The 23,900-nt window shown below is 38.8% G+C and carries 23 protein-coding genes and 3 pseudogenes; 20 read left to right on the top strand and 6 right to left on the bottom strand.

The window, feature by feature from the left end; genetic code table 11:
- The first annotated feature begins 166 nt into the window (after nt 1-166).
- From GN277_RS14325 to GN277_RS14315, 3 genes are read left to right on the top strand one after another with little or no spacing between them, the layout of a single operon-like run.
- Nucleotides 167-1,132 carry a DUF4062 domain-containing protein gene (locus tag GN277_RS14325; RefSeq protein ID WP_159751653.1) on the top strand — a complete coding sequence of 322 codons (966 nt, stop codon included), beginning with the start codon at nt 167-169 and terminating at the stop codon, nt 1,130-1,132.
- Between the two features lie 50 nt (nt 1,133-1,182).
- On the top strand, nt 1,183-1,794 hold the full coding sequence (locus GN277_RS14320) for a hypothetical protein (protein ID WP_159751652.1): 612 nt from the start codon (nt 1,183-1,185) through the stop codon (nt 1,792-1,794).
- A gap of 40 nt (nt 1,795-1,834) precedes the next feature.
- Nucleotides 1,835-2,431 carry a hypothetical protein gene (locus tag GN277_RS14315; protein WP_159751651.1) on the top strand — a complete coding sequence of 199 codons (597 nt, stop codon included), beginning with the start codon at nt 1,835-1,837 and terminating at the stop codon, nt 2,429-2,431.
- 117 nt (nt 2,432-2,548) lie between these two features.
- On the opposite strand, the pseudogene GN277_RS14310 reads toward GN277_RS14315, so the two are convergent.
- Both GN277_RS14310 and GN277_RS14305 read right to left on the bottom strand, forming a co-directional pair.
- Nucleotides 2,549-3,412: pseudogene (locus GN277_RS14310) on the bottom strand (IS3 family transposase); the annotation flags it as partial.
- 23 nt (nt 3,413-3,435) lie between these two features.
- Complete coding sequence (locus GN277_RS14305; protein WP_159749279.1) at nt 3,436-4,119, bottom strand: helix-turn-helix domain-containing protein; 684 nt, start codon at nt 4,117-4,119, stop codon at nt 3,436-3,438.
- Between the two features lie 208 nt (nt 4,120-4,327).
- Here GN277_RS14305 and GN277_RS14300 point away from each other — a divergent pair, with 208 nt between their 5' ends.
- Nucleotides 4,328-4,480 (top strand): hypothetical protein, encoded by a 153-nt coding sequence (locus GN277_RS14300; protein WP_159751650.1) that lies wholly within the window; start codon nt 4,328-4,330, stop codon nt 4,478-4,480.
- 181 nt (nt 4,481-4,661) lie between these two features.
- Nucleotides 4,662-5,171 (top strand): RNA polymerase sigma factor, encoded by a 510-nt coding sequence (locus GN277_RS14295; RefSeq protein ID WP_334296660.1) that lies wholly within the window; start codon nt 4,662-4,664, stop codon nt 5,169-5,171.
- 201 nt (nt 5,172-5,372) lie between these two features.
- On the opposite strand, the gene GN277_RS29455 is transcribed toward GN277_RS14295, so the two are convergent.
- On the bottom strand, nt 5,373-5,573 hold the full coding sequence (locus tag GN277_RS29455) for a hypothetical protein (protein WP_204162751.1): 201 nt from the start codon (nt 5,571-5,573) through the stop codon (nt 5,373-5,375).
- 181 nt (nt 5,574-5,754) lie between these two features.
- On the opposite strand from GN277_RS29455, the gene GN277_RS14285 reads away from it, so the two are divergent.
- The 6 genes and pseudogenes from GN277_RS14285 to GN277_RS14260 form a co-directional block, all read left to right on the top strand.
- Nucleotides 5,755-6,111: a type II toxin-antitoxin system PemK/MazF family toxin gene (locus GN277_RS14285; RefSeq protein ID WP_159751648.1), complete on the top strand. Its 357-nt coding sequence runs from the start codon at nt 5,755-5,757 to the stop codon at nt 6,109-6,111.
- A gap of 17 nt (nt 6,112-6,128) precedes the next feature.
- Nucleotides 6,129-6,302 carry a hypothetical protein gene (locus tag GN277_RS14280; protein ID WP_159751647.1) on the top strand — a complete coding sequence of 58 codons (174 nt, stop codon included), beginning with the start codon at nt 6,129-6,131 and terminating at the stop codon, nt 6,300-6,302.
- A gap of 62 nt (nt 6,303-6,364) precedes the next feature.
- Nucleotides 6,365-8,047 (top strand): recombinase family protein, encoded by a 1,683-nt coding sequence (locus GN277_RS14275; protein ID WP_159751646.1) that lies wholly within the window; start codon nt 6,365-6,367, stop codon nt 8,045-8,047.
- Between the two features lie 330 nt (nt 8,048-8,377).
- Nucleotides 8,378-8,576: pseudogene (locus tag GN277_RS30245) on the top strand (hypothetical protein).
- On the top strand, nt 8,566-8,901 hold the full coding sequence (locus tag GN277_RS14265) for a hypothetical protein (protein ID WP_159751645.1): 336 nt from the start codon (nt 8,566-8,568) through the stop codon (nt 8,899-8,901). The pseudogene GN277_RS30245 and the gene GN277_RS14265 overlap by 11 nt, the downstream one beginning before the upstream one ends.
- Nucleotides 8,902-9,043: 142 nt before the next feature.
- Nucleotides 9,044-9,478 (top strand): annotated as a pseudogene (locus GN277_RS14260) (ParA family protein); the annotation flags it as partial.
- Nucleotides 9,479-9,701: 223 nt separating this feature from the next.
- On the opposite strand, the gene GN277_RS14255 reads toward GN277_RS14260, so the two are convergent.
- Complete coding sequence (locus GN277_RS14255) at nt 9,702-10,193, bottom strand: hypothetical protein (protein ID WP_159751644.1); 492 nt, start codon at nt 10,191-10,193, stop codon at nt 9,702-9,704.
- A 488-nt stretch (nt 10,194-10,681) separates the two neighbouring features.
- On the opposite strand from GN277_RS14255, the gene GN277_RS14250 reads away from it, so the two are divergent.
- Nucleotides 10,682-11,860, top strand: coding sequence for an IS110 family RNA-guided transposase (locus tag GN277_RS14250; RefSeq protein WP_159751643.1), 1,179 nt, complete (start codon nt 10,682-10,684; stop codon nt 11,858-11,860).
- A gap of 99 nt (nt 11,861-11,959) precedes the next feature.
- Here the strand turns inward: GN277_RS14250 and GN277_RS14245 are convergent, their stop codons facing one another.
- Nucleotides 11,960-12,676: a hypothetical protein gene (locus GN277_RS14245; protein ID WP_159751642.1), complete on the bottom strand. Its 717-nt coding sequence runs from the start codon at nt 12,674-12,676 to the stop codon at nt 11,960-11,962.
- Between the two features lie 1,615 nt (nt 12,677-14,291).
- Between GN277_RS14245 and GN277_RS14240 the strand changes: the two genes are divergently transcribed.
- From GN277_RS14240 to GN277_RS14225, 4 genes are all read left to right on the top strand, one after another.
- Nucleotides 14,292-14,591 (top strand): hypothetical protein, encoded by a 300-nt coding sequence (locus tag GN277_RS14240; RefSeq protein ID WP_159751641.1) that lies wholly within the window; start codon nt 14,292-14,294, stop codon nt 14,589-14,591.
- Nucleotides 14,592-14,874: 283 nt separating this feature from the next.
- Nucleotides 14,875-15,147 carry a hypothetical protein gene (locus tag GN277_RS14235; RefSeq protein ID WP_159751640.1) on the top strand — a complete coding sequence of 91 codons (273 nt, stop codon included), beginning with the start codon at nt 14,875-14,877 and terminating at the stop codon, nt 15,145-15,147.
- A gap of 793 nt (nt 15,148-15,940) precedes the next feature.
- The gene (locus GN277_RS14230) at nt 15,941-16,672 is read left to right on the top strand and encodes a hypothetical protein (protein WP_159751639.1); all 732 of its coding nucleotides are present in this window, start codon (nt 15,941-15,943) and stop codon (nt 16,670-16,672) included.
- A 215-nt stretch (nt 16,673-16,887) separates the two neighbouring features.
- On the top strand, nt 16,888-17,262 hold the full coding sequence (locus GN277_RS14225) for a helix-turn-helix domain-containing protein (RefSeq protein ID WP_159751638.1): 375 nt from the start codon (nt 16,888-16,890) through the stop codon (nt 17,260-17,262).
- Nucleotides 17,263-17,462: 200 nt separating this feature from the next.
- On the opposite strand, the gene GN277_RS14220 is transcribed toward GN277_RS14225, so the two are convergent.
- Nucleotides 17,463-18,743 (bottom strand): IS110 family RNA-guided transposase, encoded by a 1,281-nt coding sequence (locus GN277_RS14220; RefSeq protein WP_159751637.1) that lies wholly within the window; start codon nt 18,741-18,743, stop codon nt 17,463-17,465.
- Nucleotides 18,744-19,180: 437 nt separating this feature from the next.
- Between GN277_RS14220 and GN277_RS14215 the strand changes: the two genes are divergently transcribed.
- From GN277_RS14215 to GN277_RS14200, 4 genes are all read left to right on the top strand, one after another.
- On the top strand, nt 19,181-19,828 hold the full coding sequence (locus tag GN277_RS14215; RefSeq protein ID WP_159751636.1) for a hypothetical protein: 648 nt from the start codon (nt 19,181-19,183) through the stop codon (nt 19,826-19,828).
- Between the two features lie 238 nt (nt 19,829-20,066).
- Nucleotides 20,067-20,957: a hypothetical protein gene (locus GN277_RS14210; RefSeq protein ID WP_159751635.1), complete on the top strand. Its 891-nt coding sequence runs from the start codon at nt 20,067-20,069 to the stop codon at nt 20,955-20,957.
- A gap of 245 nt (nt 20,958-21,202) precedes the next feature.
- Nucleotides 21,203-22,309, top strand: a complete 1,107-nt coding sequence (locus GN277_RS14205; protein ID WP_159751634.1) for a DUF262 domain-containing protein — start codon at nt 21,203-21,205, stop codon at nt 22,307-22,309.
- Nucleotides 22,306-23,853, top strand: a complete 1,548-nt coding sequence (locus GN277_RS14200; protein WP_159751633.1) for a hypothetical protein — start codon at nt 22,306-22,308, stop codon at nt 23,851-23,853. The genes GN277_RS14205 and GN277_RS14200 overlap by 4 nt, the downstream gene beginning before the upstream one ends.
- The last annotated feature ends 47 nt before the right edge of the window (nt 23,854-23,900 follow it).

Genomic DNA, 23,900 nt, shown 5'->3' with positions numbered 1-23,900 from the left:
CCCTTTATATGGCTGAATCTGAAGCGAAGGATGAAACTGATATAACTTTAGATAATTTATTTGGAAAGAAATATTTACAAATATATGATATGATAATAAGATAAAGATAATCAAAAATGAATAATTATCTAAAATATGAAAAATCATTTTGATGAGGGTGGCAAATATGGATAGAAAATATCAAGTATTTATATCTTCTACATATATGGATTTGAAAGAAATCCGTGCATTTACATATATGTCTATTTTGGAAATGGGACATATACCTGTAGGATTAGACATTTTTAATGTACAGGAGAATTACACAACAGAAAAGTATACTGCAAAATATATTGATACTTGTGAATTTGTAGTAATGATTATAGGTGAAAGATATGGAAGTATTTCGCAAACAGATAGAAGTTATGTTGAAGAAGAGTATGTTTATTCTCTTTCAAAAAGTAAATCTGTAGTATGCTTTTTAAAAAGTAATTATAGTAAAGTGGATGATGAGAAATATCAAAAGTTTGTTAAGCGGATTTTGAATAATCAGTTGGTTGTTTTATGGGATGATATAGATGATTTTAAGAATAAATTTGTTCAGAGTATATCCAAATTTTTGGCTAGTTTTTCACCTTCAACTTATTGGATAAAATCTTCTAAAATTATTGGTGATGAGAAGCAAGATTATTTAAAAGGATTAGAAACTTTACTAGGAAGTAAAGCTAATGATGAAAATAGTGATATTCTAGGTCTGATGCTTCATAATTTACGAGAGATTGAGGAATTTTATTCTCTTACTAAAAGTCAAGCAAAAAGAGCGTTTTATTTATCAGTAGGAATGTGTATTGCGGGTTTTTTGCTATTTACTTTTGCATCAGTTCTATCACTTTTGTGGAAAGAGAATTTATTTGCACTATTGACTGCTTTAGGTGGTGTGGTGGTAGAAGTTATTGCAGGAACTTCTTTGTCTGTATATAAGCGTTCTTTAGAACAGCTAAATTTTTATTATTCTTCTTTACATGATAATGAACGCTTTCTTTCATTAATAAAAATTTCAGAGAAAACGGCTTGTAAAGATGACTTATATACAAAAATTGTAGAATCAGAGTTAGAGAGATTCAAACTAAACGATGGTAAAAATAAGGAATAGAATTGCAATTTATAGGATGAACAGTGATTTCAGAAAGGCAGGAGAAGTAAATGAAAACAAATATTATAATCAATAGTAATGATAAAGATTTTTCTCTATTAAAATTTGCTTTGTTGTATTATGATGATATTACGGTTCAAATACCTACCACATTTATGGCAACGGTAAATTTACCGATTGGGCAATCTCCTGAACAATTCTACAAAGCGAATGATTTAAATACTTATATTGATACTTTGGAATTTTTTAATGAAAAAGAAATAAACCCTACTTTAGATTATCTTTCCAAACAAGGGGTAATACAAGTGGATAGTTATATGCAAAATAGGCTATTTGATGGGTTTCGGGGGAGATTAACAGGGCATAGTTATAAAGCTCCTAATTTAATAAACAGTAAAATGGATGAAGAAAACAATAGGGAATTTACAGGATGTTTGTTTCAAAATATGTGTGATATTAATAGAATCAAAAAGAATTCTAAATTAATGGAAGTTATTGAGAAAGAGCTGCTAAAAGGATTCAAAGGATTTTTAATCAAAGAAAATAGTTATATTATAGAAGAAAATGCCACTATAAGTAATAGGGATTTTTGCAGTTATTGGATGATACTTTTAATCCCAAATATAATAATTATTTATATCAATTCTATGGGAATTATGTAATAGAAAATCCGATAATAAAAAAGTTTACTTGGCTTAAAGAATGTTATTTTCATTATATGCAACAATTTTTGAATATAGTTGCAAGAGGAGTGCCCCATTATCAAACGATAAGTATTTGTTTTCTATTATAGAAAAATATTATAAAAATGGTTGTGAACAAGTAGAGATAAACAAAGACTCATATCTTGCGTTTGAAGCATTTGAACTATTTTTGCCAAATTATTCAGATTTATCAATAGATGATATTTTAGAGATTAGGCATAGAGCTAATGATGAATTGTTGGAATTAAAGAGTTATATTAATATGTTGGCAACATCAATTCCTATTGATGGAGATATTCAGCTTTATGTAAAAGAAATAATTAATACTAAAATATCTCCAGCAATAAGAGATTTAGAAAATAAGATATTTAATCTAAAAATAAATACAATTCAGAAAATTATAAGAGATGCCAAAAATCCTTTATCATATACCCCTATGTTAGCATCTATTTTTACTGATGTTAAACCACAAATAGCATTAGCAGTGTCATTAGGAATGATTGGGTCTGATTTAGCTTTGGAGTTATACAAACAGTATAAGGATATATCAAATAATCCGTTATACTTCAGTATTAAATTGAAAAAGATGTGTTAAAATACTTTTAGTATTACATAGCCGAGAGGTTTTCATTTTGAACCGCTCCCTGTCAAGTAGACAGTTAAAAAAATAAAAATTTTTACCTGCCAGTCGCAAAGAGGACTGGCAGAGCTTTTATGCAGCATCTTTCAAATAGTTTCTATATTCTATCGGTGTCATACAGTTTAAGCGTTTCTGATACCGATGATTATTATAATAATCTATGTAATCTGATACAGCCTCCTTTAGCTCCTCATATGTTTGAAATTTCTTCAGGTAATACATTTCTGATTTCAGCATCCCCCAGAACGCTTCCATTGGTCCGTTATCAATACATCTGGATACTCTTGACATGCTTTGTGTCATTCCCGCTTTGTTAAGCTTTTTACGGAAGTATTTTGAGGTGTATTGGTATCCACGGTCACTGTGGAATAAAGGCCTTGCATCTGGATGGTTTTCATGGGCAGTGTCAAAGGTTTCAAAAACAAGGGCATTATTATTGGAATGTCCAATGACAAAGGAAACAATACTTTTATCTGACAAGTCCAGAATGGCGCTCAGGTATGCCTTCCCACTGGCTCCATATTTCATCTCCGTTACATCCGTAAGCCATTTTTCCCCAAAACGTTCCGCATGGAACTCCCGGTTTAAGATGTTTTCGGCAGTAACCTCTGGCGTTGATTTTACATAGTTTCTTCTCCTGCGCCGGCACACAGATTTCAGATGTAAAATCCGCATAAGGCGCAAGATTCTCTTTGCGTTGACTTGAAATTCATTTTCACGGTTTAATTTAATCGTCATCTGCCTGTAACCCAGAATCCCGCTTTTTTCCTCGTACGCATCTCTGATAAGGACACATAATTTCTGGTTGAATTTCTCATTTTCACTTGGTTTTCGGTTCAGCCATTTATAATAAGCAGAACGCGAAATTCCCGCAAATCTGCAGAGTTCTGATATTGAACATCCCTGCTCGTCATATATTTCCTGTATCGCCAGATAAACCGTTTCATTTTGTGTCTGGCTTAGAACCGCCTCCTTTCGATTTCGTCGAGTTTTTTTAAGAAAGCAACCTCCAGCTGGGCTCTGCGCTTTTCCGCTTGAAGAAGCTTATTTTCCGCACGCAGCTTCTCCAGTTCCGACATTTCTGTTTCAGATTTTCTTTTCCCTCTTTTGTCAATAAGCCCTTCTACGCCGTTTGACTGGTATTTCCTTGTCCATTGGTAAATCTGTTGGTAGGATACCTGGTATTTTTCTGCTGCCTGGGCATAATCCATTCCATGCTCTATGCAGTATGTTACAATTTCCACCCGTTCCTCATATGAGGTTTTTCTTCCTTTGGTCATGACGCTGGTTCCTCCTGTTCCAGAAGTCTTTAACTTCTCATGACCATTATACTTCATAATCCAGTTGCGAAGCTGCTTATCTGAGCGGATTCCATACTTTTTCTGGATTTCCCTTAATGTTCCTTTGCCGGAAAGGTAATCGGCAACAGCATTTTGTTTTGTTTCGGCGGAATAGATACGGAGTTTTGGAGTTGTTTTTAACCCCTCTATTCCTAAAGACTGATACAAGGTCACCCACTCGACGATACGTGTTCCATTTGTTCCCAGGCTTCGGGCGATACTTTCTGTTGAACAGCTTCCCTCCAAATATTTTGTAACGGCATCTAATTTCATTTCAAAAGAGTATTTTGAATGTTGTCCCATAAAATATGCTCCTCCTTATAGTGACAGTTTTATTATTTCATCTGTCTACCATAAGGGGAGCATATCAAAATCACAGTTTATCGGCTTTGTTTTATATAACCACAGGTAAGACAAGCCCACCGAATAAAAAAAACGATGTTTCGGTGAGCTGATTTGCCATGCTTTGGAATCTCTCCGACTTCGCTTTTTGAAGTTTGGAGGGATTTTTATGCCAAAGTATGCAAGGAAAGCTGCCAGTGGCAGGTTTGCTGTATTGCCTGTAAGCAATGACTTCTATTTACATATATCAAATAAAGAATGGGTGGATAACCTGTTAAAAAAATCTATTTTAGTACAAGGGGGCTTTGCACCCAACAAGTAGAAGTCAAATATCTACATATTAGAACTAAAATATCTATAAACCGTAAAGGTATAACAGCCTTTGCGGTTTTTCTTTTGTCGTTTTTTGCAGAAATACGCCGTAAGGCTGTTTCTGTCATTGGATGCCGTTCACCGCCTGCCAATCTGGATTTTCAAAAAAATTCAGATTGGAGGTACTTACGGTGAAATACGCACCAAGAAAGGTATATATCAAAGAAAATGGCAGTTATATGGAACTGTCCTATAAGGAATTTTGCAATCGCAGAGAAACGGACAGGGCTTATGCGGACAAGCTCTTTATCCCCGTGCAGGGCTGTCTGATTGAAACGGAACAGGCACATTATATTGAGTTTTATCGTGACAAGGAGCGGTGGCGTTATCTGAAAAAACTTGATGCAGATAACAGCCTGTTATCCTTAGAGGCTTTTGAGGGTGACGATGACAATAGTATTGATTACATCGCTGATGAAGCGGTAAATGTTGCGGAAACTGTTGTCCATAGGATGATGTTGGACAAGCTGCGTTCTGCCCTTGCTATGTTATCGGAAGATGAGCAAAAGTTGGTAAATGCTATTTTCTTTCAGGAATTGTCGGAAAGAGAATGGTCAAACATTTCGGGCATTCCACAAAAGACAATCAATGACCGAAAACGGAGAATATTAGCCAAGATCAAAAAAATTCTGGAAAAATAAAAATTTGTTCCGCTCAACCCCCCTCACTTTTTCCTTTGGAAAAGTGAGGGGGTTTTTTACAGGCTTCCCGCAGTTCTTTGACAACCGAATAACCATTCACCAAATACATTCTCTTTGTGACTGTAATGAGCATAAGCGTGTGTAGCGGTACGCCATGACCTGCCGAAAAAGCAACAGCGATGAAAGGTGGTGAGCGGATAATTACCGACTCAAAATATCGGGCGGCTCCCGATTTCGCCATGACACACAAAGAGGACAATGATACTCCCGTCCAGTCATAGTCCGAGCGGTAACCAATCCGCCGCAGGCAATGAGGGCGGCTCTGTCAGACCGACAGTTGGGGTGCAACTCCCGTGGCGTCAGTTCGCTGCTGACCGTTTGGTGACTTCCCTTGCGTTTCACGCATCAGCATTTCGGGGTGTCGAGGACAAATAGAAATGCTCCTATTATAAAAGCCAGATGCAAGGCGGTCTATGGAAACAGGGCTTTGTTTTATGTTCTCCCGACCTTAAATGCTTCCTTGCGTCTGGTTGTTACATAGGCAGGGTATTTCTGCCTAAATCCAAATAGGAGGTCAAACACTATGGACAGAACTATTAGGCGTGGCGACATTTTCTACGCAGAGCTTAATCCCGTTATCGGCTCGGAGCAGGGCGGAACAAGACCCGTACTTATCATTTCTAATGATACAGGCAACAGACACAGCCCGACAGTTATTATTGCTGCTATCACGGGCAAGACACAGACAAAGGCGAAATTGCCAACACACACCGAGGTAAAAGAGATTGAGGGGCTTGACAGGGATTCTATTATCCTGCTTGAACAGATACGGACGATTGACAAGAAAAGGCTTAAAAGTCATATGGGTACAATGCCCGATAATATAATGGCAAGGGTTGACAAGGCTCTTGCCATTAGTCTTGCTATGGCAAATAAATAAAGGGGGTGTATCGGAATATGCTCATTGACGATGAGTGGAACGGCTTGGCTGACCTGCTGGCAAATCTGATAGCAAAATACGCTTCCGAACTGGGCATAGACGGTATGCCCGATGCCAGTCGTAACAAAGAATATGGCAGCGACTCTAATATTCACCAAAATCGCACATTTGTTGTTTCTGAGAATCGCTGATACAATTTTTGGTGTAAAAAATAAATATCACGGTTTTGGTTAAAAAAGGAGTTGCTGTTATTATGAACAAAGAAAAAATAAAGGTTTACACTTATAAGAGGGTTTCCACCGCCATGCAGATTGACGGTTATTCACTGGACGCACAGCGGGCAAGGATGAAAGCGTATGCAGACTTTAATGATTATGAAATTGTCGGCGAGTATGAGGATGCAGGGAAATCGGGCAAATCCATCGAAGGGCGGATGCAATTTAGACAGATGATGGAGGATGTGAAGTCGGGAAAAGACAACATCTCGTATGTCTTGGTATTTAAGCTATCACGTTTTGGAAGAAATGCGGCAGACGTTCTTTCCACTTTGCAGGTTATGCAGGACTTTGGCGTGAATTTAATCTGCGTGGAGGATGGGATTGATTCGTCTAAAGATGCGGGTAAGCTGATGATTTCTGTTTTGTCGGCGGTAGCAGAAATTGAGCGTGAGAATATCCGTGTCCAGACAATGGAGGGCAGAATCCAGAAAGCCAGAGAGGGAAAATGGAATGGCGGATTTGCCCCCTATGGATACCAACTTGTAAATGGCAAGTTGGAAATCAACGAGGAAGAAGCAGTTGCAATCCGAACAATTTATGACCAGTATGTGAATACGGATATTGGCTCAAACGGAATTTCAAAATATTTAGAGAATCACGGCATTCGGAAGATACAGCGTCAAAATGGGAAGAACCCTCTTTTTGACGCCCACTTAGTCCGTCTGATATTGAAAAATCCCGTCTATTGCGGTAAAATTGCTTATGGACGCAGGAAAACAGAAAAAGTCCACGGAACACGAAATGAATATCATCTTGTGGAGCAGGAAAACTTTCTTTTGGTAGACGGATTGCATGAAGCTATTATTCCAGAGGATGTCTGGAATGCGGCACAGGCAAAACTGATTGCACAGGCGAAAAAGTATGAACACGTTAATAAAGGAAAAAATGAGCGGACGCATCTGCTTTCTGGGATTGTGAAGTGTCCTATATGCGGTGCAGGGATGTATGGGAATAAAAGCATCAAATACAAAAAGGATGGTACGAAATACAAAGATTTCTTCTATTATGGGTGTAAACACCGTGGTATGCAGCGGGGGCATAAATGCGATTACAGAAAGCAGATACGGGAAGAACTTCTGGACGATGCCGTAGCCGAAGTGATAGTAAAATTGGTCAGCAATCCCCATTTTGCGGCAATGATGCAGGAAAAAATCAACATGAAAGTTGATACGACCGCAATAGACCAAGAAATAACAAATTATGAAAAACAGCTCCGTCAAGATTACGCCATCAAATCGAAGCTGATGGAGGAAATTGACAACCTCAATCCCGACGACAGACATTATATTAGAAGAAAGTCAGACCTTGATGATAGGCTTTATCGGATGTATGACAAGATAGAGGAACTGGAATCACAGTTGATTGATGCCAGAGCGAAAAAGACATCAATTGAAGCGGAGAAAATCACAGGGGATAATATTTACAAGGTATTGATTTGTTTTGACAAGCTGTATTTCGCTATGAATGATGTGGAGCGGCGACAGCTTATCGAAGCGTTGATTGCTGAAATACAGATTTATGAGGAACGTAAACCCAATGGTCAGTGGCTTAAATCAATTCGGTTTAAGCTGCCGATTATTGAAAATGATTTAAGTATTGGTTTGGACAACGATGAACACGTTGAGACTATTGTGTTGATACAAAAGAAAACCTCGTAGAAATCCTTTATTTTAGGCACTTTGCGAAGCATTTCACGTTCACTTCGGAGGGTGAAAAAATCCGAAATAAGCACCTCAAAAACTACTTTGACGTTTCGGTGGTAGTTGATATCGGGTGTGGGAACACAAACGGAAAATAAAGGGTTTCCGCAATCAACGTGTCTATGTAGTGTCCACCTTGCGGATAAAATATAGGCAACAGGCTCATAGAAATTGAATGGGATAGGCGTATCATTAGAGATAGTGGTACGCTTATTTTTTCGCCCATTTGCATCTTTGAACATTCTGCCATTCGTTTATATAATTAAAGCAAAAAGGATGGTGGCATTTATGAGAGAAAAGAAAAATCATTTATATGTGGATAGCCAAGAACGGAGTATTTTATTACATAGCCTTGTGGAGCTGAAAAAATCAGCTTATACAGCAGGGCAGATATACAGATTGTGTTGATGAACTTATTTTCAAGGTTATCCATGCACCTATAAAAAAGTTAAGAGTAGGAATGGCAGGAGGAAGTGATGTGCGATAAGGAATTTAAAGAACTGATAAAAATAGCAGTAGAGAAACTGAAAGACGAATCTGTATTGAAACTGTTACAAGCCGATGCAAGTTATCAAAAGGACAGTCATAACGAGGGAAGTGCAGAGGATGCTTTTCATCAGCTTGATTTGACGGAGAAGCAGAGGGCAGTTTGCCAACATCTTTTAGATTGCAGGGATAAGCAGGATTTTGAATACGGAACTCATGCGTATATTGCAGGGTTGATAGATGCGTTTCATATTATGGCGGTATTGTTCCCAGAAAAATGGGATACGGAGAGAATAAGAAAAGCCTTATCATTAAAGAGCAGATAATAAAACTGAATAGATTTTTACATAGCCGATTGGTGTAGTTTAGCAAATAAAAACAGCCAGTCGGCTTTTTTTATTGCCATGAATCCTTTACATAGCCACCTTGACAAAGTGGCTAAATCTATGCGAAAGGAGGACGTACCCTATGTCAAATTGCAAAGTAATCGCTCTGACGAACCAGAAAGGCGGTGTCGGAAAGACCACCACGGCGGTCAATCTGGGCGTAACTCTGGCACAGCAGGGTAAGAAAGTCCTGCTCATTGATGCCGATGCACAGGCAAATTTAACGATGTCGCTCGGTTACAGCCGACCAGACGATTTACCCAATACACTCTCAACCATTATGCAGGATATTATTGATGATAAATCCGTCGATGTTTCCAAAAGCATCCTGCACCATGACGAGGGAGTTGACCTGCTCCCGTCCAACATTGAACTGTCGGGCTTGGAAGTAAGGCTAATCAATGCCATAAGCCGTGAAAGCGTGCTGAAAACCTGCATCAATGAAGTAAAAAAGAATTACGATGCTGTCCTTATTGACTGTATGCCGAGCTTGGGGATGCTGACAATCAAGGCACTAATACCCCATACCCAAAGAAAGAATACATTATATAAGTTCCTAAATTGGGTATCAAAATCTCTACTAAAGCATTAATTATCTGTACCCAAAAAAAGAATACATTGTATAAGTTCCTGATTGTGGGGGTATCAGAACACTCTGCTAAGATGTTATTGTTCCTTAGCAGAGTGCTTTTTTATTTTATAATGCTCTATTAATGGTGTTAATAAATTATAACCACTTGCTATTTTCTAAGTTTTTGTACAATGTTCGCAAATTTTCTTTTAAGCTGTTTTAGCAAGGTTGTCCGTAGATTCTTTCCCTTTATATAATCCTTTTTTAACGCTGATGAGTCATCGGCATTTATTGCTGAAGGAACAGTGGAAGGAGTTTCCTTGCTTGCTGTTTCAGAACATGTATCAGGTGTTTCTGGTATGTCATTCTCCAGATATGATTTTCCATATCTATTTTCAGTAGTAAAAGGAGAGAATGATTTAAAAGGGTAATTGCTTATCATATATTCTATTGTTCCTAAATTACCATAAGGTATTTCTTTATAAAATAAGCCTTTATCCATATAAAGTTGTTCGATTTTTCGGCGGATATATGTATCTGCTTCTAAATCTTGTTCCTCACGTTTTTTGCTGTAATCCTTTGGAGCTGTTAATCTACCATGTGTGATATAGATACATTCTGCATCTTCAAAGATAGTAGAAATTTTTTCCAAATCCTCCATCCCAAAACTCCTTTTATTATTAGTATTTCTACCTGAATAATCTTTGGAGTAGGGATAAGGTGAATCTATTATAACGAGAGTATGTTTATCCTTTGCACACTCTTTTGCATACGTTAAGGCATTGTGGTTTTTGAATTGCACATCTTTGTAAATTTTAGAGGCTTGTTCAAATTGGCAAGTAATTTTTAATAGATTCTCCTTGTATAATGTATTTAGGTTGTTCGAGGGATACCTATAAACCCTTAGACCTACTTCTTTACATCTCCAGTCTGATAGGAGATAATTGTTTTATTAGATTGAGAGGATGATCGTTTTCTCCTTGAGCGATTCTGCTCGTACTTGAAAGACTGATCCCTCTCTCTAATAAGCTTTCCGCGTATGAGTTGGATGTTGGTTGCCTTATGGCTTCTCTCCGTATTTAGCACAAGGTAGTGGCGCTTATTAGATGAGTGGTCTCCCAATCTGAAATCTTTTTTCGAGGTGTTCTTATGTTTTTTGTGGGCATTGATATTGGTAAAAATAATCATGTTGCTTCCATGATGGATGATACTGGCAAAGTAGTATTCAAAGCTTTTTCCTTTCCCAATACTTCGGATGGCGGAAATGCGTTGTTTTCCAAACTCGCTTCTTATTCTTTAAACCCCTCTGATTTTGAGATCGGTATGGAAGCTACTGGCCACTACTGGCTTTCCGTTTACTCTTTCCTCTTTGAGAAAAGTTTCCTTCTTCATGTTATCAACCCTATCCAAACCGATGGATGGCGCAGGGGAACAGAAATCCGCAAACGCAAAAATGACATCATTGATTCCCTCCTGATCGCTGACCTGATCCGGTATGGGCAGTTCGTGGAAACCAGGCTTGCAGACGAAGCTCTGTTTTCTCTGCGTACCCTGACTCGCTTCCGCACTTATCTTGTGGAATCCATCAGTGATTTAAAACGGAAAGTTGTCTGTGTTCTGGATCAGGTATTCCCCGAATACCAGTCCATCTTTTCCGACATTTTCGGCAAGACCTCAAAAGAAATCCTTCTCCAGTTTTCTTCACCGATTGATTTTGAATCGGTTTCATCTGAAACCTTGGCGGAACTTCTTGCACAACTTAGCAGACAGAAAGTCGGCGCTGCGAAAGCGGAACAGTTAAAAGCTGCTGCATCCTCTTCTTTCGGCGTTACCTTTGCCAAAAACAGCTTCACGTTCCAGCTCAAATCACTGATCGAGCAGATTTCTTTTATTGAAAAACAGGTAACAGAAACGGAAGCGGAAATTTCCAGTATCATGGAAAAACTGGAATCCCCCATTACTACCATTACTGGAATTGGCACTGTCACAGGAGCGACCATTCTTAGCGAGATAGGCGATATCTCCAAATTTGACAGCCCCAGAAAGCTGGTGGCTTTTGCCGGTCTCGATGCCACTGTTACACAATCCGGTGAATTTGAAGCAGCCCACAATGTAATGAGCAAACGCGGATCACCTTATTTGCGGAAAGCCATTTTTCAGTCCGCTCTAATCGCTTCTTTTAGAGACCCCGTATTAAGTGTCTATTACCAGAAAAAGAGGGCAGAAGGCAAACATCATTTGACATGTGTTGGAGCTGTTGCTAGAAAAATGTGCAACATCATTTATGCCGTCCTAAAAAACAATCGGCCTTACGTTCCAAAAGTGTAAATCCTTTTAACCCATGCCGGCTTGCCTGACAGCAGGCCTTATTGTCATACTCTTTTTTACAAAATTTCTTTTGAATTTTTTCAATTATCTACTTGACTTTTAATAGTTGGTCTTTCTTTTTTTGTCTCCTACCTTTGGATGACACTTTCGATAACTGTCAGCCCAAAAGAAACCTGCCTTGTCTAATGGTGAAGAATTAGGACTTATTTGTATATTTTTGTTCTCTGAATAGAAGATGCATTTCATTCGTAACTCATCAGGTTTATCTCTCAGGCATTTAAAGAAATTTTGCTTATCTTTATCATCATCATTATATGTACAGTTTAAGCCGGAGACTGAGGCGTCAGCTGTGAGGATTCCACTTCCGCCAAATAGTTCTACGCAAGAAGTAATATTGTTTGGAAGTTCTTCAAATATAGAAGCATAATCTTTTTTCCTCATCCAGTGTTTGTTTCCATGAACAGGCAGGACAGGTGAATCAAGTTTTTGACTTTTAGGCGTTTTTATAGCGCCCTTCCTTTTTATATAACAGAGAAAACAAAGGAAATTCTCAAGTTTTTCTGAGAATGATTTACCATCATTTTCATTATACATAAATGCGTTTATAAAAGTCTCGATTTCTGGATTTTTTCTTATAGATTTATCAACTTTGTCAGATAAATCTTTGTCACTGATGCCTAATTCCAATTTAAAGAAATCAGGTTCCCACTCCGCGCTTTTTTTAATTAGAAGTTCTATTTCTGACTTAGTCAGGCTGGATATGTTTTTATGCAGTTGTTTCATTGATAACGTCTCGCCACATGTTTCCTCATACATTGCTAAAAGCTTTTTGGATACCCTGCAATGGGTAGGTGTAGACCTTTTTTTATGCAAGAATGATTCCTGTTTTCATTTGAGTTACTTTCTGTTGTACTTTTTAACATATAAATTCCTCCTTTTATGCGGGAGATATCATATATTTGTTATAATTTTCTAAAAATTTACTTGATTTAAAAGATAGCGCGAATATTCTGACTATTTTTTTTACCCAAGTACTCCCGTCGATTATGAAAGATGTATTTTTACCTCAGCGTTTAAAAAAAGAAACTCAAGGTTTATATGAAACCTCACGTTTTTGGATTGAACTGATGGAGGTAAAAAAACCTCAGTGAATAGTCAGCGGATATTAGTAGGAAAGATGTAATACCATGTTTTGGGGTTCTAAAAAGTGAAATTAAGATGGGAAATATGAGAGATAATTAAGCAAGATTCATTGTAGGTATCCGAGTAGACGCTCAGAGTGAAAGCCATGCATGAAGTATAGTTATTCAGAACAGGAGAAGGTGTTATGCGTAGTCAGTGGTAGTATATTAAGCTTGGAAAGCGTAGCAAAAAGGTGAATGTTAAGGAGGAAGAACGTAGCAAAAAGATGTGTTTTTCAGAGAAAAAGCGTAGCAAAAAGGTGAGTATTAAGGAGGAAAAGCGTAGCAAAAAGATGTGTTTTCCAGGAAAAAAATGTAGCAAAAAAAGTGAGTATTAAGGAGGAAAAGCGTAGCAAAAAGGTGAGTATTAAGGAGGAAAAACGTAGCAAAAAGATGAATATTAGGCAGGAAAAACGTAGCAAAAAGGTGAGTATTAAGGAGGAAAAACGTAGCAAAAAGGTGAATATTAGGTAGGAAAAATGTAGCAGAAAATCAGGTGATAACCTGTGAAAGTCCTCTAAAATCGGGAGGTTTGCTATAAAGATAGGCTGTATTTGAGAGTAAATAATAAGGATGAGAACGGCATGTGTCTTGAGAGCTGTTATAAAGAAGATTCCCAAATAGATAAAGAGAAACTCATTAACCGGAGATAAGGGATAGAATTGCTCAGTTCATTATTTTCTGGATTAATAAAGTAACCGAAAGAGTATATTCTTTTACGGACATGGGATGTAACATATTCAGCTATGCCTTGCTTATGGATGATATGTGAATTATCTGGAAAGATTTTTTAGAGCCTTGAGAAAGACCTTAAGCCAGTGGGAATCTTGGTGGAGAATTTTGAAATGGGTACAGTTTATAAAATTCTTTCTGTGGCGTAACTGTAAGCTAGATGTGTCTCATTATAAGACCTTGATTTTTAAAAAGATTAAGTGAAAAGTATGAGAATGGATATAAGGCTTATTACTAGAAGAGATATGGAAAGTTGATATAAAGTTCTTATTCAGTTATATGAGAGGCAGTTATGTGATGACTTCGTAAGATGTGTGAATATCTGCGAGAGTCTACGGGGATGTAAAGAGAGGCTGTGGTACTTCCGGCAGAGTTCTGTCTTTCCGCCTGAGAGTATATGCAGGCATTGTCTAAAGATAACGAGTAGTAACAAGTTTTGCTATTCAGGTATGGGGGTATTGGCTGAGTATTTCAGTAGATATACACTTTAACCTTTAAGACTTACGGATGCGACGCATATGTTAGCTCAGACCAACAGTACCGATAGGAGAGACAGTCAGAAGCATACAAGGGAGTTTATAATTATAGTAGATAAGTTAAGGAGAGTGACGCATATGTTAGCTCAGACCAACAATACCTGCAAGAGAACGATTAGAAGTATCCCGTCAGTATTAACCGCAGAGACAGCAGGTTACACCGCTGACATTCCTGAGAGCCTGTCATACGAGTATGCTTTGAAGAGAAGGAAGAAACTGCTTAATCAGGTTGTATGTGCTGAGAAGGGAAAATATCAGGTATGTATTGCGAGAGATACTTGAAGCAGATTTGGAGATTCTATTGAGGCGAAACAGGTATTGAGGCAGAATAAAAACAGTGGGGGTATCAGGTTTTTGCAAACCCTTAGATTACCCACCATCCACGCCCTGATTGGCTTAGATGCTTATGGACATTCTGTAACTACCTAAGCAAATACGTTTATCACGTCCTCTGCTGTATGAACTGGCGCATACGGTGAAATATATAGCAGAAATGCGCTTGACTCTTTCTGTTGGCAGAGCTACAATGGACAGCAATTTAACCACGTAGGAAGGGGGAACTGGTATGAAGCTGAATGATATTTTTAAGAGTAATGATGGTTATGTAGTTGCGCAGATAAAGGTGCGCGATTCAGATGGAACTCCAAGAGACATTGAACCCAAGTCATGTTGTTTGACCTTTGAAGAAGCAGTCAGGGAACGGGAGTCATTATCAGGTATGGATGTAATTATCTGTCCGCCGTTTGGGTATGGAGATATATCTCCTGCTGAGACAGCAGATTATTTTCGCGCATATTTTGGGACAAATGCTGATGTTCTTAATCAACGTCTGTGTTAGTATGTAACCTTATGAGAGAGTGGATTTTTTAAACAGTATTCGTCACTGGTATTTTACCCTGATATGTTATGTAAAATGCCAATCTGGGGGTATCTGGTACGAAGCTTTAGGGACATCCACTGGCAATGATTCAGAAAAACAGGAGATAAAATGTATGTGTTCAACTATTAACCTATCAATCAATAATAACAGTATATTTTATGTGATATTAAAGAGATATTTCTGTATGGCGTGGGTATCACATTCCAACGGATTAGAGGTAACTGTTGCACATAAAAGAAGCCAGTTCTGGATGCATTGCAACAACTATGGACGAGAGATTTCATTATTTCTTAATCCAGTATTAAATTGCACATGAGTATGAGAGAGTCTTTTATCAATCTGATAAGAGGCTCTTTTGTTTTGTAGTAATGGTGATATCAGTTCAAAGATTTACGCTTGCGGTATGGTATGTGGGGGTATCAGTTAAATGAATAACTGACAGGATAGAATGTCAAAGAATTTAAGGTAATCTATAAACTATAAATACGGGGAAATAATTTGACAGGTAGTAGATGTCAGATGTATTAGGTGCAAAAAGTATAGGAGATATGTAGTACAAAATATGAAATGGGGGTATCAGTTCCGGCAACGCCGTCTTGTATCCATAACAGCCTTCTTAAGGAGTGCCAAGGAATGTGGTATATGACTGTTTTATGATGTCTTTCAATGAAATGTAAGATATACATACTCTTTCAAATTAAATAAATCATTATCTGCTTCGGCAGATGTAAATTTGAAAGGAGAGGTAAATATGAGTTTGAAAAATGATTTGATGAGTCGTGGTTATGTTGAGATTGGTACGGAGGGTAAATGTAAGTATTATGTGAAAGCTGGCGAGAAGTATGCAGTTGCGATTGCAGTCTACAAAGAGATTGAGTATCCGCTTATTGTGGAGAATACTGTATTTGCGAACATAGGGTATCCAAGTATTTGGATAAATAAAAGGACTAGTAAGATGTTAGTACCGAGTATTCAAGTATGTAAAAGAAAGTATATATCTATACATAATCATGTTCTTCCAGTACAAGGTTGGGAGGAAGTAGACCACATCAACCACAACAGATTTTTCTGTGTGGAGAGTAATTTGAGATATTGTACTAAAGATGCGAATGCAAAGAATCGTGCTAGTGCAGTAAGAATGAAAAATAGTGTTCGGGGGTATCGCTTCAAGCTGTTATTACAATCCAATGTAAGACATGCTATTCCTGAATTGAAGAAGCATGGTTTTAGTATAATGGATACAGGAACATGGTTTTCAGTAGAGAGTCCTGATTTCCTATCAAAGGTAGACTGCTATCTGGCATACAGAGATACTGCCAGAGTATTGTATAAAGGAACAGGGTTTGAAGATTTTGTATATGACATTGAAAATGATTTCAGCGAGACTACGGACTTACTGATTCACCATTATATACTCGGTAACATTACAGAAGTACAAATGCGCCGGATAAATCTTAAGTACTGGAGACACAAATTAGGTTAGGATTTTATAGAAATGGCAGTATGAGTATATCAGGTATCAATGAGGGCAGAGCAAAGTATGGGGGTATCAGCCAAGGCTCTGCCCTGACATGGGGGTATCGGTTGAGGAATTTTCCCTTACATGCAAAACACTGCATACCGCCCCTAAGATATACATAAAACATCAGATTTTAAATGAGGCGTACAATCTATAGAAAACGAAAGGTGGAAATGCTTATGTTAGGCATGATTAAGATTGGCGATGCAGCAAGGAGATTAGGTATCACGACTATGGAGTTGAGGGACAGCGCACACAGAGGAGAGATAAAGTATGTCAGAAACCCCGGCGGAGTACATTATTTCCGCGAACAGGACTTGGAGGAATATGCACAGAAACGAAGGCAGACCAAGGATACGAAAGAAAGCTTGAAGATAGGCGAAGTGGCAGGACTGTTTGACGTGCCAGTTACAACGATAGCAAGCTGGGCGGACAGAGGATATTTAAGCTATACCAAGACGGCAGGAGGTACAAGGCTGTTTTCAGTAGATGAAGTAGAGGCGCTGTTAAATAAAATGCGAGGTGAGTTAGATGAGAACGAAGAGAATGTATAAGGTGTCAAGATTCCAGAGATATTCCTTTGTATTAAGAGTAGGGAGACGCAGGTTTGGATGTATCACGATTAGGTAGTGGGGGTATCGAGAAAGCAATTTGGTAATATGTCAAGAGGAAAATGAAAAAGATTTTCTTGGAAAAGGGTAACCTTAATAGACCTACGGTCTATTAAGAACGTAAGTTCGATATGCAGTATGGATTACCTACTCTTTTCCGGAGAGTAGAGTTGGCCCTTGTCCAGCAGACCAAAGAGCAGACGTATAAATTTACGGGAAGTCAACGCGAGTGCTCGTTTATGCTGATGGTTTCTTGTCTCAGCATATTTTTTGTCATAGAAAGCTTTGTATTCAGGACAGTGTCTTATAACACTTCCGGCAGCTTCTATGATGTAGTAGCGCAGATATCTGTTGCCAGCTTTGCTCATGTGTTTGTCTTCGGCTACGAAATCGCCAGAGTCATTATCGTTCCAAACGATACCACAGTATTTTGCGAGGGCATTGGCATTAGGAAAAGCCTTAATGGAACCCATTTCGGCCAAGATACCGGCTGAATAAACTTTACCAATCCCAGGAATGGAATTCAGTACAGTGTACTCGTCAGGGTTTAGTCCCTGAACTGTTTGAAGGACTGCTTTATCAATCGCTTTGAGTTCTCTTTCAAAGGAACTGATACAGTTAAAGGAAGAAGCGATTGAGATAGTAAGCGGCTCATAGAGGCATTTATCAAGCCGGTATGAGTTGCGGGCTGCAGCCTGTAAGATTTTTGCTGTTTCTTCCGGATCAGCAATACGGCCTTTGCTCTTGGAGTTAATAAAAGCAACGAGGTCTTCTACGGATGATTTTGCGATATCTTCATTCGTTGTGTACTCGGTAAGAATGGCTTCGGCTGTAGCACCATATTTGTTTGCGAATGGATGCTGCCCATCACGGAGTAATGCGTATTCACTGAACTTGAGATAAATGTTGTTAAGCATGTAAGTCTTTTCTCTTGCGATACATTCAGTGATGTGCATACGGTGTCTGGTAAGACGCTGTAAGGCAAGGTATTGGGAGCCACGCCAGGGTTTGATTGCAATACGTCCCACACGGGCAAAATCGGCAATCACATAAGAGTCAATGCCATCATTTTTTCCGATATCGTTAAAGGACTTTTTGTAGTTCTTAACTTCTTTCGGATTGAGACAGTAAACTCTGACAGAGAATGGAGCAAGCAGGTCACTGGCAGAAAGATAATTCGCCAGATGGACACCATAGAAACCAGTAGCTTCCATACCGATCATAACGTATTTGAACTGATGGTTGTGTTTTAATACATCAGAAATCATCTGTTCAATAAAAGCTGCACCTTCCTGAGTGTTTTCTACAGATTTCATCCTGATGTAGAATTCCTCGTTGAAATCAAGTGCAGAGATAACATGAACACGGGATGCAATATCAATCCCAACAAACAGTGTTGAGAGGTAATCAATATGTTCTTTCACGGATCATCACCACCTTTCAATAAAAGTGAAGAAGAGTAATCATGGGTTATCCCAGACCACTACGCCGGCCTAAACCTCGCGTTATGAGCATTACCTGGAAGAAATACCCTGCTGGTGGCTAGATACCAGGATGCAGCATTTGTGTAATAAGTCTTAGCGCAGTATTAGGGTTGCATGCTTTCTTGGCAATAGCAAACGCTTTGCAGGAGCGATGAAGCAATGACCATAGCTACAATTCTTATGGAACTTATTGTAACATCTGGGACCATGACTATAAAGTAACTTATTAACCAATAGACAGAGAATGGATGAACCAGCGTGATTGAAGAAGAATCTTCGGAAAGGATGTTTAGAATTATCCTTCTGTCTAATCAAAAAGAATAAGTCTGTAAGCAGTTTTTCTTGCTTACAAACTTATTATACGAGGAGCAGTTGTTATGCGAGGAACAGTAAACGACACGTATGCGCTGAAGCGTTTACAGAGGGAAAATGAAGAGTTGAAAAAGTCACTGGAATCAGAAAAGGAGAGATGTGGGCTTGTACGAGGGCTTCTGGCTTCAGTTGACTGGAGAAAGAGCGAAGGGGTAATTGATGTAGTAGAAGACGTCTATAAAGTGATGGATGAACTTCGTCAGGAAGTGAAAGGGATTTCAGGCGAAGTGGAGAGGATACAGGAAGAAAATAAGGCTCTAAAAGAAGCAAACAAGACTCTAAAAGAAGCAAACAAGAGCCTGAAAGAGCAATTACATGAGAAGAACCGGCTAGAAGCTATTTTAAGAGATTGCAAGGAGAAGCTGTTTCTTCTGACGAAAGGACAGGCTTGGGAGAAAGGTATTTCTCAGGATGTATTGAACAGATACATGGTATCAGCGGAGATTCTATGTTATGCCATAGAAGGCAATTCTGTAAAGGATATTATCAGAAAGCTGTCTCAAGGCGGGGGTATCAGCGTCACGACGAGACGTGTAAATAGTGTGCTTTCTGTAAAAGAGGATAAAGACCTGTTGCGTGTGAAGGCAGTCTTTCATCAATTTCCAGATGCGTTCAGAAAGCATGGTATATCAGAGGAAGAGATGTTGGAATAGTTTTCAAAAGAACGCATTAAGAAGTTACAGCTTGTCAGCAAGAGTGAAATGGAGAAGCGTATTGGAAGAGAAACATTGGATAGTATGAAGCCAGATCCATATGTTACAGGAGAGTTTTATGATGTAAGAGAGTTGGCTGATTCAGAAGAAAAAATGTAAGAAATGATTAATGGGGGTATCAGTCTTGGCTTTACCTGCAACTGATACATATGAAGAATGAAAAGGAGTGTGTAAAGATATGAAAAAAATAAGGAATTATATAATTGTAACACTGATGTTGTTATTGCTTTTTTCTACAAATGCATATATGCAGGGAGATATAGCCGTAAGCGGACCGACAGTTACACTGAGTTCGCTGAATGGTAAAGAAGCGTCAACTATCAAAACGACCTGTGAGGATATTAATAAAACTGTTTATGAGATGAGCAGTAAAACAGGTATTGAAGATTCTGATGTTAAGATATTATCATATACCAAAGATAATGAATTTTCAGATGGAGAAAGCGGTATAGTTATGAATGTCAGGTTTAATGCATGGTTATATAATAGGTTAAATGGAGACCAGAGAATGGAAGTAATGGATATTGTTCTGAGTGGTATTGAGCAAAGCGATTTATCCAGTATATCTAAGTCGAGATTATATAATATTATTTCCAACAGTGACGAGGCTACAGCCAATCTGACGAGACAGTTATCGAAGGATGTCAAGGCAGACTTTGCAAGTGTAATCGGCTCGTCATTTGTAAAAGATGTATTTCGATGGATGCGTATTATTCTGGGAATTGTGGCATGGCTTATGTTTTTGTTCTTAGGCATGGCGATTGTTATGGATATTGCGTATATTACGATTCCAGTATGGCAGTGTTGGGTGGATGCCAGAAACGATAGTCCTGAGAATACACAGGACAAGCCGATACTGGTATCAATAGAAGCCCGTAATGCCGTCATGTCAGCCGAGAACTCGATAGGTTCTTCTAGTTTTCGAGAGCCTATAAGTATTTATGCCAAGCTGAAGTCAAAGCAGTTAATGATGTGTGCGCTGTGCCTGCTGTATCTTTTGAGCGGTGAGATTTATAATTTATTAGGCGCAATTATAGATTCGTTTGGTGAATTTGTTCGTTACATATAAAGGTATTTATTAGGAATACAGGAATATGCCTTATGGGGGTATCAGCTCAGGAAAGCATTTCTGCAACTCTGTCTTACATACCAAGCTCCCTGTAATAAAGCACAAATACGGGCAGGAATTTTTGTGTAATAAGCACAATCATTCCTGCCCTTTGTGGTTTCCTACCAGAACTGCTTGACTTTTTCATCATTTGGAGTGATGGATATAAGACTGAAAAAAACTAACAAATACAAGGAGGAAAAAACATGAACAAAGCGACATTGCCACAGGGTATCCGCCAACTGGCAAAATGGTATGAAAAGGGTACGTTGAAATTTGACCTTCCTATCCAGAGGGCTTCTGGTCAGTGGAGTCTCCTACAGAAATCCCTGTTAGTCCATTCCATTTTGGCGGACTACCCGATTCCTGCCCTTTATCTGGTCAGGTACAAAGACAATGAGACTACTTATCAGGCTCTGGACGGAAAACAGCGTTGTACATCTATCTTTGAATTTATTCATGGAGAGTATGCGCTCCACGCCAGTACGCCGAACGTGACCATTGAGGGAACAGAATATGAACTGGCAAACAAATTGTTTGAGGAGTTGTCGGAAGACTTAAAAGACCTGATTAATGGTTTCCGTTTTACGATTTATGCCCTTGAGAATGCAACGGACGAAGAGATTGAAGAAGCTTTTGCACGTCTGAACGCCAGTGTTCCGCTGACATTGATTCAGAAAGCAAGAACCGAGATGGGGACGGATCTGGCGAGGTGGACGAGAGAAATGACACAGTTACCGTTCTTCCAACATGCAATACCGCTTACACTTGCTCAGGCTCGTCGTGAAAGCGAACTGGAGATTCTGTTGCAGTCCATGCTCTTAATGGATGCGAAGGATGAGGGGTATGAATACAAGGCTATCTCCATGCGTGAAGTTATGAAATATTGCAGGGACATTCGGGGCGTTTATACGGACGAACGAAAGAAGATTATCTTGTGTATCGTTGAGTACCTGTCAGACGCCTTTGCTGAGAAGCATAAGTTTCTGAAAAAGACCAATGTCCCAATGGTATTTATCATGGCAGACTTGGCAATGCAGAACAATATCCCGCCTTCTGATTTCAAGACCTTCATTGATAACTTTGGAGGTTCTATCTGCGTTGATTACGATGTGAATATGGGCAGTGGAAATATCAAAAGGGCAAAGACGGAGGGAAGGCTCCTTGCCATGTTCCATGAATTTGTAAGATATTTCAAAATACCGGAGGACAGCGGATGTTCACCCATAGGCGGAAGGGATAGTGATAGAAGCGAAGATATGGTGAGAGAGACATTAAAAGAAGAAAAAGAAAATGGGGGTATCAAGGCATGAACGCATTAGAATTTTTTGCAAAAATAACAAGTTATAGTGGTTATGAGGATAATGGGGAGGAGATAACAATTTTATTATCAAGAGGGGAGGATAACGAACATACATATTATCATATGACGGCGGAAGGAAACAGGTATTTTTATGAGTATCTTATTATTGAGCCAAGAGAGAGAAAATATGAATGGTTTTATGACTATCTCATAGGGACTTTGGAAGAACTGCCTGATGAGATGCAGTATGAAATCATAAAGCGCATGAAAACCATAGAGATAGAATTTGAACCGGAGATAACATATGATGAATCAACTGGTTGGTATCATGTCTGCTCGGATACTTTTGAAAAGTATCCGTTGTATTCTGTAAGAGGCACTTGCCATATGGAACAGGAGTGCAAATGTGAGCCTGTATGTTGTAAAGTAAATGATGAGCCTTGTTGTAGGGATAGGAAGGTTGGGATTTCAAGGATAAGCGCAATAAAACGTCCGGAGTATTATGAGTTTCTGCCGGAATTGGCTGTATGGATGGCAGTTTGTCCAGATTTAGATGCGGTATATGTGATGCATGATTTTCCGCCTATTGATAATATTGATGCGAAGCTGAGTTTTACCTTTGCTTTCCTGCTCAAGGATAACAAGATTACATGTATCAAAGATGAAAAAGAAGTAAAGAGACTGTATGAGGAATACCATGTAAAGTATTCTTGTGATACAAGTGAAGTAGAAGATCTGATGAATAATTGGTATGACGGCGTATCAAAGTTTTTTTTTAAATGTGGAGGATGTATGGTTATGAGGGCTGTAGATTTTTATGCAGATTGTATGAAGTGGGGAGGTACTGTATGGTACAGGAAAGAAGAGACGCTTCGTCTGCCGACCTTATGGGACAAACTATTCTATTGCAGGATTTGTTCTGGAAGTAAGAGGGATGAATACACTTACGAGTATTATCTCCTGAAGGAAAAGAAGGATTATGATATGCATAGGTTTTTCCTTGCGCTCGTTGGGGTACTGGATGGTTATACTGCTGAAACGCAGTATAAGATTCTAAAAAGGATGGAAACCATAGAATTAGACGTTGATTTGACGGAAGAAGAAATGAGAAGTGCTTCTTGGAATCCCAATCCGCTGTTCTCTGTACGAGGTACTTGCGGACGGGAGAAAACATGTAAAAGAGATTGTGCCTGTCGGACGATTTACTTTGAATCCTGTTGCAATGACGGGAAGGTTGGGTTCTCGAAGCTTGCGTCTATAACGAATCCTCAGTATTATGCGTTCCTTACGGACTTGGTAGTCTGGAAGGCGTTGTGTCCAGACCTTGATGCGCTGTTTGTCATGCATGATTGTCCGCCGAGCCACTATAATTGCGGCAGGCTGAATTACAGGTATGCTTTCGTGATGAAGGGCGATAGAATCACTTATGTTAAGGGTACAAAGAAAGTAGAGAGGTTATATCATATTTATAACAAGAAATATCCCTGCGATACAAGTGAAACGGAGAGCAGGATACAGGAATGGTGTACTGAGCCTGTAGAGTTCCATTTCTAGTGTGGGGGTATCCATATCAGGCAGGGATTTCCCTGCCTTTTGTGGAA

It is taken from the genome of Sporofaciens musculi (assembly GCF_009830285.1).
GTDB lineage: Bacteria > Bacillota > Clostridia > Lachnospirales > Lachnospiraceae > Sporofaciens > Sporofaciens musculi.
This window is presented reverse-complemented; position numbering and strand designations above follow the sequence as displayed.

Coding starts and splice junctions, on each gene's coding strand:
- GN277_RS14325 (WP_159751653.1), top strand. CDS start 167: ATGGATAGAAAATATCAAGTATTTATATCTTCTACATATATGGATTTG.
- GN277_RS14320 (WP_159751652.1), top strand. CDS start 1,183: ATGAAAACAAATATTATAATCAATAGTAATGATAAAGATTTTTCTCTA.
- GN277_RS14315 (WP_159751651.1), top strand. CDS start 1,835: ATGTTATTTTCATTATATGCAACAATTTTTGAATATAGTTGCAAGAGG.
- GN277_RS14305 (WP_159749279.1), bottom strand. CDS start 4,119: ATGGGACAACATTCAAAATACTCTTTTGAAATGAAATTAGATGCCGTT.
- GN277_RS14300 (WP_159751650.1), top strand. CDS start 4,328: ATGCCAAAGTATGCAAGGAAAGCTGCCAGTGGCAGGTTTGCTGTATTG.
- GN277_RS14285 (WP_159751648.1), top strand. CDS start 5,755: ATGGACAGAACTATTAGGCGTGGCGACATTTTCTACGCAGAGCTTAAT.
- GN277_RS14280 (WP_159751647.1), top strand. CDS start 6,129: ATGCTCATTGACGATGAGTGGAACGGCTTGGCTGACCTGCTGGCAAAT.
- GN277_RS14275 (WP_159751646.1), top strand. CDS start 6,365: ATGAACAAAGAAAAAATAAAGGTTTACACTTATAAGAGGGTTTCCACC.
- GN277_RS14265 (WP_159751645.1), top strand. CDS start 8,566: ATGTGCGATAAGGAATTTAAAGAACTGATAAAAATAGCAGTAGAGAAA.
- GN277_RS14255 (WP_159751644.1), bottom strand. CDS start 10,193: ATGGAGGATTTGGAAAAAATTTCTACTATCTTTGAAGATGCAGAATGT.
- GN277_RS14250 (WP_159751643.1), top strand. CDS start 10,682: ATGTTTTTTGTGGGCATTGATATTGGTAAAAATAATCATGTTGCTTCC.
- GN277_RS14245 (WP_159751642.1), bottom strand. CDS start 12,676: ATGTATGAGGAAACATGTGGCGAGACGTTATCAATGAAACAACTGCAT.
- GN277_RS14240 (WP_159751641.1), top strand. CDS start 14,292: ATGTTAGCTCAGACCAACAGTACCGATAGGAGAGACAGTCAGAAGCAT.
- GN277_RS14235 (WP_159751640.1), top strand. CDS start 14,875: ATGAAGCTGAATGATATTTTTAAGAGTAATGATGGTTATGTAGTTGCG.
- GN277_RS14230 (WP_159751639.1), top strand. CDS start 15,941: ATGAGTTTGAAAAATGATTTGATGAGTCGTGGTTATGTTGAGATTGGT.
- GN277_RS14225 (WP_159751638.1), top strand. CDS start 16,888: ATGTTAGGCATGATTAAGATTGGCGATGCAGCAAGGAGATTAGGTATC.
- GN277_RS14215 (WP_159751636.1), top strand. CDS start 19,181: ATGCGAGGAACAGTAAACGACACGTATGCGCTGAAGCGTTTACAGAGG.
- GN277_RS14210 (WP_159751635.1), top strand. CDS start 20,067: ATGAAAAAAATAAGGAATTATATAATTGTAACACTGATGTTGTTATTG.
- GN277_RS14205 (WP_159751634.1), top strand. CDS start 21,203: ATGAACAAAGCGACATTGCCACAGGGTATCCGCCAACTGGCAAAATGG.
- GN277_RS14200 (WP_159751633.1), top strand. CDS start 22,306: ATGAACGCATTAGAATTTTTTGCAAAAATAACAAGTTATAGTGGTTAT.